The organism is Nonomuraea sp. NPDC048881 (genome assembly GCF_040649795.1).
Taxonomy (GTDB): domain Bacteria; phylum Actinomycetota; class Actinomycetes; order Streptosporangiales; family Streptosporangiaceae; genus Nonomuraea.
Window position 1 is genome coordinate 200,603 of the sequence record NZ_JBEZGC010000004.1, and the last position, 14,283, is coordinate 214,885.

The window sequence follows — 14,283 nt, forward strand, 5'->3', positions numbered from 1 at the left end:
CACAGGAGAAACTTCGCCATGCCGGTGAACCTCAACGGCTCACCAAGCGTCGGCATTGACGTGCCCGGACCAGGATTGGTCCCATGAAAATCGATCAACCATGTCTTGACCAGAAAGAGCAGGAGAGAAACAGGAGATGCTCAAGCACCGCAGAGCGCTGGCATGGCTGCTGGCGCTCGCCTGCATAGCGGGGGCCGTGGTCGCGCTGTTCGACCTCGACACCCCGCTGCGCCCGTTCTTGATCTCCCTGTTCCTCATGGTGGTGCCGGGGGCGGCGGTGGTGGGACTGTTGCGCGATCGTGACCCCCTTGCCGCACTATCAGTAGGAGCCGCGGCCAGCCTCGTCCTGAACGTGCTCCTCGCCGAAGCCATGCTGCTGTTCAACGCATGGTCGCCCAGAGCCGGCGTGGCGACGGTCGCCGTGCTCGGCGGGTTCATGTACGTGCTTCGCGTGTTGTACCGGGGGAAGAACATGCAGACCGAACAGGGGGCCAGGGCAAGGTGAACATCCAGGTAGTGCGCCCGAGAGACCTCGGCGACTCCGAACGCGCCCGATGGCGCGAGCTCCAGAAGGCCGATCCGAGTCTGGACAACCCGTTCCTCTCCGTCGAGTTCGCCGTGGCGATGGACCGCTTGCGTGACTACGTGAGGGTGGCGGTCATCTCCGACGGCAACCGCATCGCCGGGTTCTTCCCGTACGAGCGGCACAGCTTCGGCATCGGCAAGCCGCTCGGCGGCTTCCTCACCACCTGCCACGGCCTGATCGCCGTCCCCGACCTGCACCTCGACGCCAAGCAGCTGCTGCGCGCCTGCAAGCTCAGCGTGTTCGACTTCGACCACCTGGTCGCCGGCCAGCCGACGTTCGCCCCGTACGAGGCCGACGTGCGCCCGGCCCCCGTGATGGATTTCACCTCCGGCTTCGACTCCTGGCTGGAGCAGGTCAAGGCCAACTCCCCCAAGAACCTCAAGACCGTCCGCTACAAGGAGCGCAAGTTCGGCCGCGAGCAGGGCGGGCTGCGCTTCGAGTGGAACGCCACCGACCCCGAGGTCCTGCGCACGCTGCTGGCCTGGAAGTCCGACCAGTACCGGCGCACCGGCCGGGTCGACCGGTTCGCCCAGCCCTGGATCGTCGAACTCATCGACATGATGCATGCCGAGAAGTCATCGGACTTCTCCGGCATCCTCACCATGCTTTATGCCGGGGACGTGCCTGTCGCCGGGCATTTCGGTCTCCGTACGGCCACGACGCTTGTAGGGTGGTTCCCCGCCTACGACACCGAGTACGCCCGTTACTCGCCCGGCATCGTTCACCATCTGCAGATGGCCGAGGCCGCCGCGAACGACGGGATGCACATGGTCGACATGGGCAAGGGCGGCAAAGAGTACAAAGACTGGCTCAAGAGCGGGGTCCTGTACGTTGCCGAGGGCCGCATCTCACGACCGTCCGCGACAGCGGCCGTCCACTGGATGGGCCGAACTCCTTTCAACAAAGCTCGAACAATCGTCTTGGATCGACCGTCTCTTTATAAGGCGGCCGACCGCGTCCTCAAGGGCTTTGGTCGGGTGCGCACCTCGATGCAGCAGCAGCAGGAGTCACCCAATGTAGTCAAGGAACCAACGGGAGCCGGCTGAACGCTCCCGGCACCACCCCCCGGCACCAGCACACACCCTCACTCCACAGGACCCAACAATGCACCGCTCGTCGGCTCCGCCATTCCCGCAGCACCCGGGGATGACTCCGTGCGGTGAGCAGGGCCGGGTCCCGGAAGGATATCCCTCGCCATGAGTCCCGAGATCACCAAGCACAACGGCAAGGTCCAGAAGTCGCCCTTGCGTTCCATGCCGCCCCCTTCGAGCTTCACGCCCGTCACCCCTCACCTGGCCATTTCCCCTACGGTGAGCGTGGTCGTCCCGGCGATGAACGAGGCCGAGAACCTGCCGCACGTCTTCGCGACGATCCCCCAGTGGGTCGACGAGATCGTGCTCGTCGACGGCAACTCCGTCGACGACACGGTCGAGGTCGCCAAGCGCCTGCGGCCCAACGTGAAGATCGTCACGCAGACCGGCAAGGGCAAGGGCGACGCCCTGTCCGCCGGCTTCGCCGCGTGCACCAGCGACATCATCGTCATGATCGACGCCGACGGCTCGACGGACGGCCGCGAGATCATCTCGTTCGTGGGCGCCCTCGTGACCGGGGCCGACTTCGTCAAGGGCTCGCGCTACGCCGCCGGCGGCGGCAGCGACGACCTGACGCTCAACCGGCGCCTGGGCAACAAGGTCCTCACCGGCATCGTCAATGTGATGTACAAGACCAGCTACACCGACCTGTGCTACGGCTACAACGCGTTCTGGGCGCGTCACCTCGACGTGCTCGACCTCGACTGCGACGGCTTCGAGGTCGAGACCCTGATGAACGTGCGGGCGGCCAAGGCCGGGCTGAAGGTGCACGAGGTGCCCAGCCACGAGCGCAACCGCATTCACGGCGAGAGCAACCTGCGTGCCGTACGAGATGGCTTCCGTGTGCTCAAGACGATCCTGAAGGAGTGGCGCCGCCAGCCCTCCGCCCCTCAGCCTGAGCCCACCGCCACTCCCGCCGCTGACCGAGGCGTCGCGTAAGAGGAACCGTTGTGAACACGTCTGTTGTCATCTGCGTCTACACAGAAGAGCGCTGGGAGGACATCAGGCAGGCAGTCGAGTCGGTCGAGAACCAGAGCCGCCCGGCACACGAGCTGATCCTGGTGGTCGACCACAATCCGGACCTGCACCTGAAGCTCAAGCGCGCCTATCCACAGGCCATCGTGGTGGAGAACACGCACGAGCAGGGGCTGTCCGGCGGCAAGAACACCGGCGTGGCCACGGCCACCGGTGAGATCGTCGCGTTTCTCGACGACGACGCGGTCGCCGACGCGGGGTGGCTGGAGGCTTTGGAGGAGGGCTTCCAGGAATCCGGTGTGGTGGGCGTGGGCGGGCGTACCGACCCCTTGTGGGCGTCGAAGCGCCGGCCCCGCTGGTTCCCGTACGAGTTCGACTGGACGGTCGGGTGCACGTACCGCGGCATGCCCGCGGTACGCGCGCCGATCCGCAACGTCATGGGCGGCAACGCCGCCTTCCTGCGCGAGGTCGTCGCCGAGGTCGGCGGCTTCCACAGCGGCATCGGCCGTAGCGTGCAGGGCCGCAAGTCGCGCCCGCTGGGCTGCGAGGAGACCGAGTTCTGCATCAGGCTGAGCCAGCGCAAGCCGGGCTCGGTCATGCTGTTCGAGCCCCGCGCGGTCATCGGGCACAAGGTGTCCAGGCAGCGCGAGGGCTTCGCCTACTTCAGGTCCAGGTGCTACGCGGAGGGCCTGTCGAAGGCCCTGGTCACGCGGGAGGTCGGCACCCAGGACGGCCTGGCCAGCGAGCGCGCCCACGCCATGAAGACGCTGCCGCTCGGCGCGCTGCGCGGCGTGGGCGACGCCCTGCGCGGCGATCCGTCCGGGCTCGGCAGGGCCGCCGCGATCGTCGTCGGCCTGGCCTGGACGACCTGGGGTTACGTGGTCGGCACGGCGAGGCTGAAGGTGGCACGCTCATGATCCGCATTCCGATCCTGATGTACCACTCGGTCAGCGACAGCCCCAACGACGAGACGCGGCCGCACGCCGTGCGGCCGTCCGACCTGGCCGAGCAGCTCGCCTACCTGTCGGAGAGCGGGTTCACCCCGCTCACGCTGGGCGACCTGGTGGCCGCGCTGAACAAGATCGACGGCCGTACGGTGCCGGCGAAGCCGATCGTCCTGACCTTCGACGACGGCTACGCCGACTTCCACAGCCAGGCGCTGCCCCTGCTCGACCGCTACAACTTCCCGGCCACGGTCTTCCTGACCAGCGGCTGGGTGTCCGACGCCGGCAAGGACGCCGCGGGCCGTCCGCTCGACGACATGCTGTCGTGGGGCCAGGCCCGCGAGGCCGCCCAGAACGGCATCGAGATCGGCGGCCACAGCCACAGCCACCCGCAGCTCGACCAGCTCCGCACCGACGACCTGCGGCAGGAGCTGCGCAGGAACAAGGGCCTGCTGGAGGAGAAGATCGGCGCGCCGGTCGCCACCATGGCCTACCCCTATGGCTACTCCAGCGCCCGGGTCCGCCACGAGGTGCGCAAGGCCGGCTACTTCGCCGCCTGCGCCGTGAGCAACACCATCGCGGCCGACCGCCACGACATGCTCGCCATCCCCCGGCTGACGGTCGGCAAGCCGACGACCATCAGCATGTTCAAGCGCGCCGTCGAAGGCAACGCCGTACCTCTCATCTACCTGCGCGAACGCATCCTCACCAAGGGGTACGCGGTCGTCCGGCGGACGAGGTACGGGCTGCAGCGGGTGCGCGGAAATGTCTAGCCTGCGGGAAAAGATCCTCCGCGACCTCAGCAATCCGCTCTTCCGCCAGGGTTACGCCCTGATGGCCAACACGGTCGTCACGGGCACCCTCGGCATGGGCTACTGGCTGCTCGCGGCGCACTTCTACACCCCCGAGGAGTTCGGGCGCGGCCAGGCGGTGATCACCGCGATGCGGCTGTTCGCGTCGCTGACCGCGCTCGGCTTCGTGGGGGCGCTGGCCCGCTTCCTGCCGGTGGCCGGGCGGCGCACGCCCGAGCTCATCCTGCGCGGCTACGGCCTGGCCGCCGCCACGGGCGGGGTCGCGGCGCTCGGCTTCCTGCTGACGCTGCCGCTGTGGGGGAAGACGTACTCGGTGCTGGCCGGGTTCGGGCCGGGGCTGTTCTTCCTGGCCTCGGTGCTGGTGTGGGCCGTCTTCACGCTCCAGGACGTCGTGCTCACCGGGTTGCGCAGGGCCACCTGGGTGCCGGTCAACAACCTGGTGTTCGGCCTGGTCAAGATGGGCCTGCTGGTCGCGCTGGCCGGCGCGCTGCCCGACGGCGGGATCTTCGTCTCGTGGATGATCCCCACCGCCCTCGCGCTGATCCCGGTCAACTGGCTGATCTTCGGCGTCGTCGTGCCCCGGCACGTCAAGAGCCTCGGCACCGCCCACGAGCCGCCCGGCCTGCGGCAGATCGGCCGGTTCCTGGCCGGTGACTTCCCCGGCACCCTGTCGATCCTGGCGATCGTCTACCTGGTGCCCGTGGTGGTGGCGACCAAGGTGGGCGAGGCCACGTTCGGGCGCTTCTCGATGGCCCACACGCTGGCCAGCATGATCGAGCTGCTGGCCATGAACATGGCGGTGTCGCTGACGGTCGAGGGGTCGTTCGACCGTTCCAAACTGGCCCTGAACTGCCGGCGGGCGCTGCGGCGCGGCTTCATGATCGTGACTCCGATCATCGCGGTGGCGATCATCGGGGCGCCGCTGATCCTGACCGTCTTCGGCGCCGAGTTCGCCGACGAGGGGTCCACGCTGCTGCGGCTGATGGCGCTGGCCGTGCTGCCGCGGGTGCTGATCGAGGTGTACCTGAGCGCGTTGCGGGCGCAGAGTCACGCGCGCACGCTGGCGCTCGTGCAGATCGGGCTGGCCGTGCTGGTGCTGGTGTCCACGGTGGCCCTTTTCCCGCACTTCGGGGTGAACGCCGTGGGGTACGGGCTGCTCTTCAGCGAGCTGCTGGTGGCACTTCTGATCTTCGGAAATCTACGCAAAATACTCAATTTTGGTGAAACTGGGCAGCCGACTGTCACTCAGGGGTCGTCCGGGGCCGCATGATGGTCAACGTGAGGCAACGGGACGGCGATGGCATGACTAAGGGGAAGACCGGCTCCTCCGACGTTCGCAAGGACGCCGGGGAGGAGACAGAGACGCCCTTCGATCCGGAGGCCACGGGGGTGATCCCGCGGCTGACGTTCGACGACGGTCAAGGGGGCGCTCCGGCGTCCCCGCCGGCGTCGGACGAGGAGGCGCCTGAGGCGTCCGGCTCCCCGGCGGAGGTGAACGCCGAGACGACGACGGCCTTCCGCGTCCCCGGAACCGTGCACATCGGCCACCCTCCCACGACAGACGAGCCCGCTTCCGGGCCTTCGCAGGCGTTCGCCGAGCGTGACGTCGCGGCCCAGCCGAAGACGGCGGGTCCCAACGCGTTCACCGCCAGGGCACCCCACGCCCCGGCCGAGCCGTCCGACACCGAGAGGCCCGCGGCTTCGGACGCGAAGAGCTCACCGACCGCCGGGACCATGCCGATGCCTGCGGCGGAGTCTCCCCAGGCTCCCGCCGCCGGGGCCGCCAAGGGCGGCTCCCCCACGACCGCTGACAGCGGCGACAGCTCCTCGAAGAGCTCCGCGACACCCCAAGGCGCGGGAAGCGGCCCGAAGGGCTCCGACTCGGCTGGCGCGGCTGGGTCGGGTGCTGCGGGATCGGCTGGATCGGGTGCTTCGGGATCGGCCGGGTCGCCTGCGACAGGGTCTGCTCGTTCCGGGGGCTCCTCCGACGCGGGTGGGGCCTCGCCGAACGGGGAGGCGGGCCCTGGCCGCACCGGGGTCGCCGACGCGGGGAACGCAGGCGCATCCGGCGCGGATGCCGCCCGTGCGGCCGTCGCCGGTACGTCTGGTGCGTCCGGTCCGCAGGGCAGCGGGCCCCAGAAGGCCGGCGCTGTCGTTGACGGTGAGGATGATGGTGACGGCAGGACCGTTGCCTTCCGGGCGCCTGTTTCCCGGACGGCCGATGCCGGTGCCGTCGCGGCGTCCGGGGTCGGGGCTCCGGTGGTCGAGCGCGCTCCGGCGGCTTCCGGTGACGGGCAGGCCGTGGGCGGCCCGCTGGGCGGCGATGGCGCGCCCGCGGCCGCGGGGCAGACGGGCCGGACCGCCGGCGGGCGGGTCGGGGCGCTGGTCGCCAGCGCGCCCAAGTGGCTGCCCGTCGTCCTCGTGCTTGAGGGCCTGCTCATGTACATCCTCGCCCTGCGCGTGCCCCCGGGCCCGCTGTGGGGTGTGGACCCGGAGAACATCAACGGCCTGGGCCTGATCTCGGCGCTGCCGGCGACCGCGTTCGTCGCCCTCCTGATCATGATCGTGTCGTTCTTCGTCACGGTCGCCCAGAGCACCGACCGCAAGTTCCTGCTGCTGTTCCAGATCGCCGCCATCACGTTCGCCCTGCACGGCGCGGGCGCCCTGGTGGCCACCGAGCCGCGCTTCCCCACGGCGTACATCCACGCCGGTTTCGTGGAGTTCATCTCCAGGACGGGCGAGACGGCGATCAGCATCGACGCCCGCATGGGCTGGCCGGGTTTCTTCGCGTTGTTCGCGTTCGTCACCAAGGCCGCCGGCATCACCGACATGACGACGATCCTGCAGTGGACGCCGCTCCTGTCGAACCTGCTCTACCTGCTCCCGTTCGTCCTGATCCTGCGTCAGGTGGTGGCGACGACGCGGGCCCGCTGGTTCGCGGCGCTGCTGTTCATCCTCGTGCAGTGGATCGGACAGGACTACTTCTCGCCGCAGGGGTTCACCTTCGCCCTGTATCTGGCGTTCGTGGCGATCCTGTTGCGCTGGTTCGGACGGGTGGAGCCGCGCACCAAGCCGATCCCGCCCAAGGGGCTGCGCAAGCTGCTGGGCAAGCTCGACGCCATGACGCCCGGCGAGATCGTGAACACCGGCACCTACCGGGCCGACAAGCTGCTGATGCTGCTGATGCTCCTGGCGTTGTTCTTCGCGTCGGTGGCCTCGCACCAGATCACGCCGTTCATGATGCTCGGCGTGGTGACCGCGTTCCTGATCTTCAAGCGGACCTCGCTGACCTGGGCGCTGCCGTTCTTCCTCGGTCTCGTGACGCTGGCGTGGATCAGCTACATGACGGTCGGGTTCTGGGCGGGCCAGATCGACGCGATCTTCGGCGGCCTGGGCAAGATCCTGCAGAACATCGGCAGCGCCACCTCCGACCGCGTCGAGGGCAGCGACCCGGCGCACGCGCTGGTGTTGCAGGCGCGGCTCGGCATCCTCGGGGTCATCCTCTCGCTGGCGGCGGCCGGGCTGTTCCGGCGGCTGCGCCGCGGGGTGTTCGACCGGTCCGCGCTGATCCTGCTGTGCGTGCCGGTGCTGGCGCTGGGGCTGCAGAGCTACGGCGGCGAGATCGGGCTGCGCATCTACATGTTCGCGCTGCCCGGCTCCTGCCTGCTGGCCGCCTACGCGTTCTTCCCGAACCTGCCGGCCGACAGCGCGGACGTGCGCGAGGAGACCGTGCCGCTGCGCAGGCGGAACGTGCGCTTCAACCCCGAGCTGACCAGGAAGATCTCGGTCGTGCTCGCGGCCTGCTTCGCGGTGCTGTTCGCCTTCGCGTTCCTGCTGGCCCGGTACGGCAACGAGAAGTTCGAACGGGTCACCACCGGCGAGGTCGCCGCCCTGCACTACGTCTACGACCACGACAAGCCGAGCGCCAAGGTGCTCTACCTGGTGCCCAAGGAGGGCCCCGAGGTCACGCCGACCCTGCCGTGGGGCGAGCGGGACGTCGAGCTGGTCAACTTCGGCGTCCAGGCGCGGGTGCACAAAGACCCGACGCAGATCGCCGACGCGGTGGCCAAGCTGAAGGAGCAGCCGCGCAACTCGTACCTGATGGTGAGCCGCGGGCAGGTCAGCTACCTGCAGCTCAACGAGGGCTTCCCGGAGGACTGGGGGCAGCGGTTCCGGGCCGCGCTGGACGCCTCGCCCGACCTGAAGAAGGTCTTCTCCAACGACGACGCCGCGCTCTACACGTGGAAGAAGTTCGTGAAGGGCACGGAGATCCCCGACCCCGCCCCCTACAAGGGACGTGGCGACCCCACCTCGCCGTGGACGCCCGTCGGCATCGGGGCGCTGGTCGTGACGTGGGTGGCGCTGTTCGGCTACGAGGTCATCGGGCTGAACGGGCCGAACCGGGCACGACGGGCGCGCAGAGGCCTGATGTTCCTGGCCATCCCGTCGTTCTTGATCTCAATAGCAGTGATCGTGGAGAGATTTATCCACATCGCACTAAATAACTGAATTCACAGGAAACGCTAAGGTTTTGCGGGATGATGTAGGCCTGATGAGGACACAGGAGACACTTCCCGCCATGCCCGATGCACGACTCGCGGCCGCGAGGATCACTTCTGTGGACGCCCTGCGCGGCTTCTCGCTGCTGGGGATCCTCGTCGTCAACATCGCCTTCCTGGCCTCCGGTTACCGGATGGCCGGGATGGCGGAGCCCGGCTTCGACTCCTCGCTCGACTGGGTCGTGCGCTGGCTCGTGACGCTGTTCATGGAGAACAAGTTCTACCTGCTGTTCTCCTTCCTGTTCGGCTACAGCTTCACGCTCCAGCTCGACTCGGCCGTCCGGCAGGGGCGGGCGTTCGTGCCGATGTTCCTGCGCCGCCTGGGCGGGCTGCTGCTGATCGGCCTGGCCCACGCGGTGCTGCTGTTCCCCGGCGACATCCTCACCACGTACGCGTTCGTCGGGATCGCGCTGCTGGTGCTGCGCCGGATCGGCCCCAAGACCGCGATCGTGCTGGCCGGGCTGCTGACCCTGGTGCTCGCGTTCGGGTTCCTCATGCTGGCCCTGCTGGCGATGGTCGGCCTGGACGCCTCCGGCACGGTCGCCGAGGGCACCGCCGAGGCCGCCAGGTCCGACACCGCCCTCGGCGGGGTGTTCTGGCAGATCATCTCCGAGCACATGCGCAAGCTGTCGCTGATCGTCCTGCTGCGGGTGCTGTTCCAGGGGCCGGCGGTGCTGGCCGCGTGCCTGATCGGGCTGGCGGTCGGCAAGCTGGGCGCGCTGCGGAACCTGTCGGCGCACAAGGTGGCGCTGCGCAGGCTGCAGTGGACCGGGTTCACGGTCGGGCTGGCCGGCGCCTTCGTCTACACGCAGTCGGCCTGGAACGGCACGGTGAACAAGTTCCTGGGCGAGGCGATCGACCTGGTGACCGCGCCGCTGCTGGCCGCCGCGTACGCGGCCACGTTCCTGCGGGTGCTGCCGTACCTGCCGCGGGTGGGCCGGGCCCTGGCCGCCCCCGGGCGGATGGCCCTGTCGAACTACCTGGGCCAGTCGCTGATCTGTTCGCTGATCTTCACCGGTTACGGCCTGGCCCTGGTGGACCGGGTCAGCCCCGCCGTCGAGGTGCTGATCGCGCTGGCCATCTTCACCGTCCAGGTGCTCTACAGCCACTGGTGGCTCAAGGGACACCGGTACGGGCCGGTGGAGTGGGTGCTGCGCTTCCTGACGTACTGGCGCAGGCCCACGGGCGAGCGGCACAAGGCTCCCGACTCCGCGCAGACCGTCTGAAATCTTCTGCCCAAAAACCCTTTGGGCGAGGTACGCTCTCATGTGTAAGGAAAATCTTTCACGTGACGGGAAATCATGACCGATGCCGGGCCGACCGGTGACGAGCTGGTCGAGATGCTGGCGGCGCTGGGCAACCCCCTGCGGGTGCGCATCGTCGCGACCCTGGCCGCCGGCCGCGACTATGTGAGCCACCTGGCCCGCGAGATCGGCGTCAGCCGTCCGCTCCTCCACATGCACCTGCGGCGGCTGGAAGCGGCCGGCCTGATCGTCGGCACGCTGGAGCTCTCCGAGGACGGCAAGGCCATGAAGTACTACGAAGTCACCGACTTCGACGTCCACCTCACCGCAGCGGCGCTGGCCGAGGCGGCCAAGACCCTCACCGCGCCCGACCCGGAGCCCAAGGAGCGCCCCTGATGCCCACCGCCTGGCCCGAGGTGATCTTCATCCTCGGTGTGCTGCTCGTGACCGGCTTCCTGATCTGCCTGGTCATCGTCGGCCTCTTCGACTTCCGCAAGGCGAAGCTGGAGGCCCTGCAGAAGGACGACCTGCGCCGGCTCGTGCACCGGTTCGAGCAGCTCGCCGAGAACACCCTTGACGCCCAGCAGCGCTCGGCCGCCGACCTGGCCGAGCTGCGCGCCCGCACGGCGTCCATCGAGCAGATCCTCAGAACCGTCGAGTAGGAGCGTGTCATGAAGGCCATCCGTTACGCCGCCTACGGGCCGCCCGAGGCCGTCATCGAACTGCGCGAGGTCGATCCGCCGCCGGTCGGCGACGACGACGTGCTGGTCCGGGTGCGGGCCGCGGCCGTCAACCCGGGCGACTGGCACTTCGTGCGCGGTCTGCCGTACGTGATGCGGGCCGTCTCCGGGCTGCGCCGCCCCAAATTCGACGGGCTCGGCATGGACCTGGCCGGTCAGGTCGAGGCGACGGGCCGCAACGTCACCCGGCTGAAGCCCGGCGACGAGGTGTTCGGCCACTTCCGGGGCGCCTTCGCCGAGTACGTCGCCGTCCCCCAGGACAAGGTGCTGCTGGAGAAGCCGGCCGGTTCGACGTACGAGCAGGCGGCGGCCGTGCCGCTGGCGGCGCTGACCGCCTACGAGGCCCTGGCCACCAGAGGCGAGGTCAAACCGGGGCAGAAGGTCCTGGTCGTCGGCGCGGCGGGCGGGGTGGGGACGTTCGCGGTGCAGATCGCCAAGGCACTGGGCGCCGAGGTGACCGGCGTGTGCAGCGGCGGTAAGGCGGAGCTCGTCGCGTCCTTGGGGGCCGACGAGGTCATCGACTACACCCGGCAGGACTTCGCCCAGTATCCCGGCCGGTACGACGTCATCCTCGACAACGTCGGCGACCGGCGTCTCGCGGACTACCGGCGGGCCCTCGCCCCCACCGGCGCCTACGTCCCCAACGGGGGCTCCGGCGGCGGGTCGCTGCTCGGGCCGACCGGGCGCATCCTGCGCGTGCTCGTGACCAAGCCGTTCGTCCGGCAGCGCCTGGTCAACTTCGTCACGGCCGCGGACCGGGACACGCTGGCCGCCGTGCGCGGGCTCGTCGAGGCGGGCCAGGTCGTCCCGGTCGTCAGCCGGACGTACCGGCTGGACCAGGTGCCCGAGGCCATCGCCCACGTCGAGCAGGGCCACGCCACGGGCAAGGTCGTCGTCACCCTCTAGGCGCACCCAGGCGGCGCTGGGCGGAGCGGAGCATGGCCCGGACGACGATCGGGTGCACGAGGCGTACCGGCCAGAAGTAGAGCCGGCCGCGCCGGCCCTTCAGCCGGACGGTGGTCGTGACCCGCACGAGCCGGGCCTCGCGATCGACCCCCACCCCGCAGCGGAAGTCCAGGTGCCGGTCGTCGGCCGCGATCAGCGCCTCCTCCCCCTCGACCCGGGCGACCCGGAAGACGTCGCGCGGCGCGCGCGGGATGCCGACCAGCGGCACGACCGCCTGGCGCAACCACAGGGCCGCGGCGATCCAGCGGGGCATCGACCTGATCGAGAAGACGGCCTTCGCCCAGGCCCGCGGGTCGTCGGTCGCGCGCGGCGGCACTACGCCGACGACCACGTCGGCGTAGTCGGGCGCGGGCATGTCGTCCAGGGCGGACGACCAGTAGACGGGTGTTCTCATGACGCCTCCATACGGTGCCGTATGGCGAGGACTATACGGTACCGTATGGCGAATGGCGCAAGGGGGCCGGATCACGGCGGAACAGTGGGTGGACGCGGCGTACGCGCGGTTCACCAAGATCGGGCTGGACTCGGTGCGGGTCGAGGCCGTCGCCCGCGACCTCGGCACCACCAAGGGCTCCTTCTACTGGCACCACGCCGACCGCGGCGCGCTCGTCCGGGCGGTCATGGAACGCTGGGAGGCCGAGGAGACCGAGCACATCATCGCGGCCGCCTCCGCCGAGGCCGAGCCGCGCGCCCGGCTGCGCGCCCTGTTCGGCACGGTCGCGGCCCGCGCGGGGCGGCGCGGCGGCGAGAGCCGCCTCTACCTCGACGCCGAACGCGAGGGCGTCGCCGACATCGTCACCCGGGTCACCCGCCGCCGCGTCGACTTCGTCGCCGGGCTCCTGGTGGGGCTGGGCTTCGACGAGGAGGAGGCGGAAGGGCGGGCGCTGCTCGCGCTGGCGGTGGTGCTCGGCCTCCAGCAGCTCGAACGCGGCACGCGGCCGCACATCGTGCTCGACCAGGCGCTCCTCACCGAGACCGCCTTCACGATGGCCGTCACGCCGCCACCCGCCCAGGGCGAGTGAGGGCCGATCGCGGAGGCCCGTCCCGGGCCGATCGCGGAGGCCGTCAGGGCCGACCGTGGAGGCCCGTCAGGGCCGCGTCGGGCCGCCACTGGGCGGTCCGGGCGGGTTGCCTGTTGTCAGGCGTCTGGGCCGTTGCGCTGGAGTTCCAGGAAGTCCTGATCGCAGCTCAGGCGGTAGCCGTCCGGGGTGCGGAAGTGTTCCTGGAGGTAGGCGGCGACCTCGTCCATGGCGGGCGGCTGCGACAGCGGGACGACGTTCAGCATGAACTGCGCGACGGCCAGGGCGGTCTCCAGGTCGGGCATGGTGACGGAGGCCGGGTCGGTGCTGATGCCGATCTCCCATTCGGTGCCCGCGGTGGCGGCGAAGGCGCGCCCGAGGGCGTCCAGGTCGTAGCGGTGGCCGGTGAAGCGGCGCAGCAGGCGCATGCAGTCGCTGTCGGGGTTCTGCATGACGACCACGGCGAAGCCGCCCTCGGCCGTCCAGGAGGCCAGCCTCTGGAGCTGCCGCAGCCAGGACTCTTGCGGCAGGTAGTACAGGACGTGCGCGCACAACACAAGGTCGGCGGTCTCCTCCGGGTCGGCGGTGGCGATGTCCTGACCGAGGATCGTGGCCTCGGGACACCTGCGGGCCAGTTCGGCCCGCAGGTGCTCGTTCGGCTCGATGGCGATCGTCCGGTCGAACCTGGGGGCCAGCCACGCGGTGGTCTCGCCCGTCCCCGCGCCGGCGTCGATGAGCGTACGGCGGTGGGGCAGCCGTCCCACGACCCGGGCCAGTTCTTCGCGGGCCCGGATCTTCTGGTCGGTGTGGGCCAGGAAGGTGGCGAAGGCGGCGTCGTAGGCCGCGCTCATCGGGTCGAGGATGTGCACGATGGGCGGCTCGGCGTTGCTGTCGGTCATCACGGTCCCCGGCATCACAAGTCAGTCACTTTCAGCTTATGGAGCACCACTCTACGTTCATGGGTGTCGGGATCGGTGAAGCGGTGGACCGTACCGGGCGGCTGCCCCGGAACGGGCCCGGGGTCGTGAAGCCGGGGTCGTGAAGCCGGGGTCGTGAAGCCGGGTCGTGAAGCCGGGTCGTGAAGCCGGGGTCGGGTGGGGAGGGGCCTGGGTGCGGGCTCGGGTGTCGGGAGTCGCCGGGGGTGAGGGCGAGGCAGGCCGGTGGGTGAGGGCGATGCCTAGGCTGAGGGGCTTTCGTGGGTGTTCGACGCATGGTGACGGTGTCGTGGAGTCCGGTGTAGGAGCCGCGGCGAACCCCAGGAGCCGAGGCGCAGGTGAGCGCCATACGTCGCCGATGACCAAGAACGACGCGCCAACCAGGGATGCGCAAGGCGCCCTTCCAGGGGGT

14 protein-coding genes are annotated in these 14,283 nt (G+C 69.6%); 12 read left to right on the forward strand and 2 right to left on the reverse strand.

Annotated features, from left to right (window positions below; all coding sequences use genetic code 11):
• Window positions 1-136 precede the first annotated feature (136 nt).
• The 11 genes from AB0C33_RS16000 (at window position 137) to AB0C33_RS16050 (ending at window position 11,857) form a co-directional block, all read left to right on the forward strand.
• Window positions 137-505, forward strand: a complete 369-nt coding sequence (locus AB0C33_RS16000) for a hypothetical protein (RefSeq protein WP_352327059.1) — start codon at window positions 137-139, stop codon at window positions 503-505.
• A gap of 11 nt (window positions 506-516) precedes the next feature.
• Complete coding sequence (locus AB0C33_RS16005) at window positions 517-1,632, forward strand: GNAT family N-acetyltransferase (protein WP_358288003.1); 1,116 nt, start codon at window positions 517-519, stop codon at window positions 1,630-1,632.
• A gap of 150 nt (window positions 1,633-1,782) precedes the next feature.
• Window positions 1,783-2,616 carry a glycosyltransferase family 2 protein gene (locus tag AB0C33_RS16010; RefSeq protein ID WP_357978338.1) on the forward strand — a complete coding sequence of 278 codons (834 nt, stop codon included), beginning with the start codon at window positions 1,783-1,785 and terminating at the stop codon, window positions 2,614-2,616.
• Window positions 2,617-2,627: 11 nt separating this feature from the next.
• The gene (locus AB0C33_RS16015; RefSeq protein WP_358288006.1) at window positions 2,628-3,569 is read left to right on the forward strand and encodes a glycosyltransferase family 2 protein; all 942 of its coding nucleotides are present in this window, start codon (window positions 2,628-2,630) and stop codon (window positions 3,567-3,569) included.
• Entirely contained in the window at window positions 3,566-4,369 is an 804-nt protein-coding gene (locus tag AB0C33_RS16020) for a polysaccharide deacetylase family protein (RefSeq protein ID WP_358288009.1), read from the forward strand. The genes AB0C33_RS16015 and AB0C33_RS16020 overlap by 4 nt, the downstream gene beginning before the upstream one ends.
• Window positions 4,362-5,678 carry a hypothetical protein gene (locus AB0C33_RS16025; protein ID WP_358288012.1) on the forward strand — a complete coding sequence of 439 codons (1,317 nt, stop codon included), beginning with the start codon at window positions 4,362-4,364 and terminating at the stop codon, window positions 5,676-5,678. The genes AB0C33_RS16020 and AB0C33_RS16025 overlap by 8 nt, the downstream gene beginning before the upstream one ends.
• Window positions 5,679-6,667: 989 nt before the next feature.
• Window positions 6,668-8,917, forward strand: a complete 2,250-nt coding sequence (locus tag AB0C33_RS16030; protein WP_358288015.1) for a hypothetical protein — start codon at window positions 6,668-6,670, stop codon at window positions 8,915-8,917.
• 70 nt (window positions 8,918-8,987) lie between these two features.
• Window positions 8,988-10,193 carry a DUF418 domain-containing protein gene (locus tag AB0C33_RS16035; RefSeq protein WP_358288018.1) on the forward strand — a complete coding sequence of 402 codons (1,206 nt, stop codon included), beginning with the start codon at window positions 8,988-8,990 and terminating at the stop codon, window positions 10,191-10,193.
• Window positions 10,194-10,268: 75 nt separating this feature from the next.
• Window positions 10,269-10,607, forward strand: a complete 339-nt coding sequence (locus AB0C33_RS16040; RefSeq protein ID WP_352351957.1) for a winged helix-turn-helix domain-containing protein — start codon at window positions 10,269-10,271, stop codon at window positions 10,605-10,607.
• Window positions 10,607-10,873, forward strand: coding sequence for a hypothetical protein (locus tag AB0C33_RS16045; protein ID WP_352326042.1), 267 nt, complete (start codon window positions 10,607-10,609; stop codon window positions 10,871-10,873). The genes AB0C33_RS16040 and AB0C33_RS16045 overlap by 1 nt, the downstream gene beginning before the upstream one ends.
• A 9-nt stretch (window positions 10,874-10,882) precedes the next feature.
• Complete coding sequence (locus AB0C33_RS16050) at window positions 10,883-11,857, forward strand: NAD(P)-dependent alcohol dehydrogenase (protein WP_358288021.1); 975 nt, start codon at window positions 10,883-10,885, stop codon at window positions 11,855-11,857.
• Here the strand turns inward: AB0C33_RS16050 and AB0C33_RS16055 are convergent.
• Window positions 11,847-12,311, reverse strand: a complete 465-nt coding sequence (locus AB0C33_RS16055; protein WP_358288023.1) for a DUF2867 domain-containing protein — start codon at window positions 12,309-12,311, stop codon at window positions 11,847-11,849. The two genes, AB0C33_RS16050 and AB0C33_RS16055, sit on opposite strands and share 11 nt — an antisense overlap.
• Before the next feature lie 52 nt (window positions 12,312-12,363).
• On the opposite strand from AB0C33_RS16055, the gene AB0C33_RS16060 reads away from it, so the two are divergent.
• The gene (locus AB0C33_RS16060) at window positions 12,364-12,939 is read left to right on the forward strand and encodes a TetR/AcrR family transcriptional regulator (RefSeq protein ID WP_358288025.1); all 576 of its coding nucleotides are present in this window, start codon (window positions 12,364-12,366) and stop codon (window positions 12,937-12,939) included.
• Between the two features lie 116 nt (window positions 12,940-13,055).
• Here the strand turns inward: AB0C33_RS16060 and AB0C33_RS16065 are convergent, their stop codons facing one another.
• Window positions 13,056-13,835, reverse strand: coding sequence for a class I SAM-dependent methyltransferase (locus AB0C33_RS16065; protein ID WP_358288028.1), 780 nt, complete (start codon window positions 13,833-13,835; stop codon window positions 13,056-13,058).
• Window positions 13,836-14,283 lie beyond the last annotated feature (448 nt).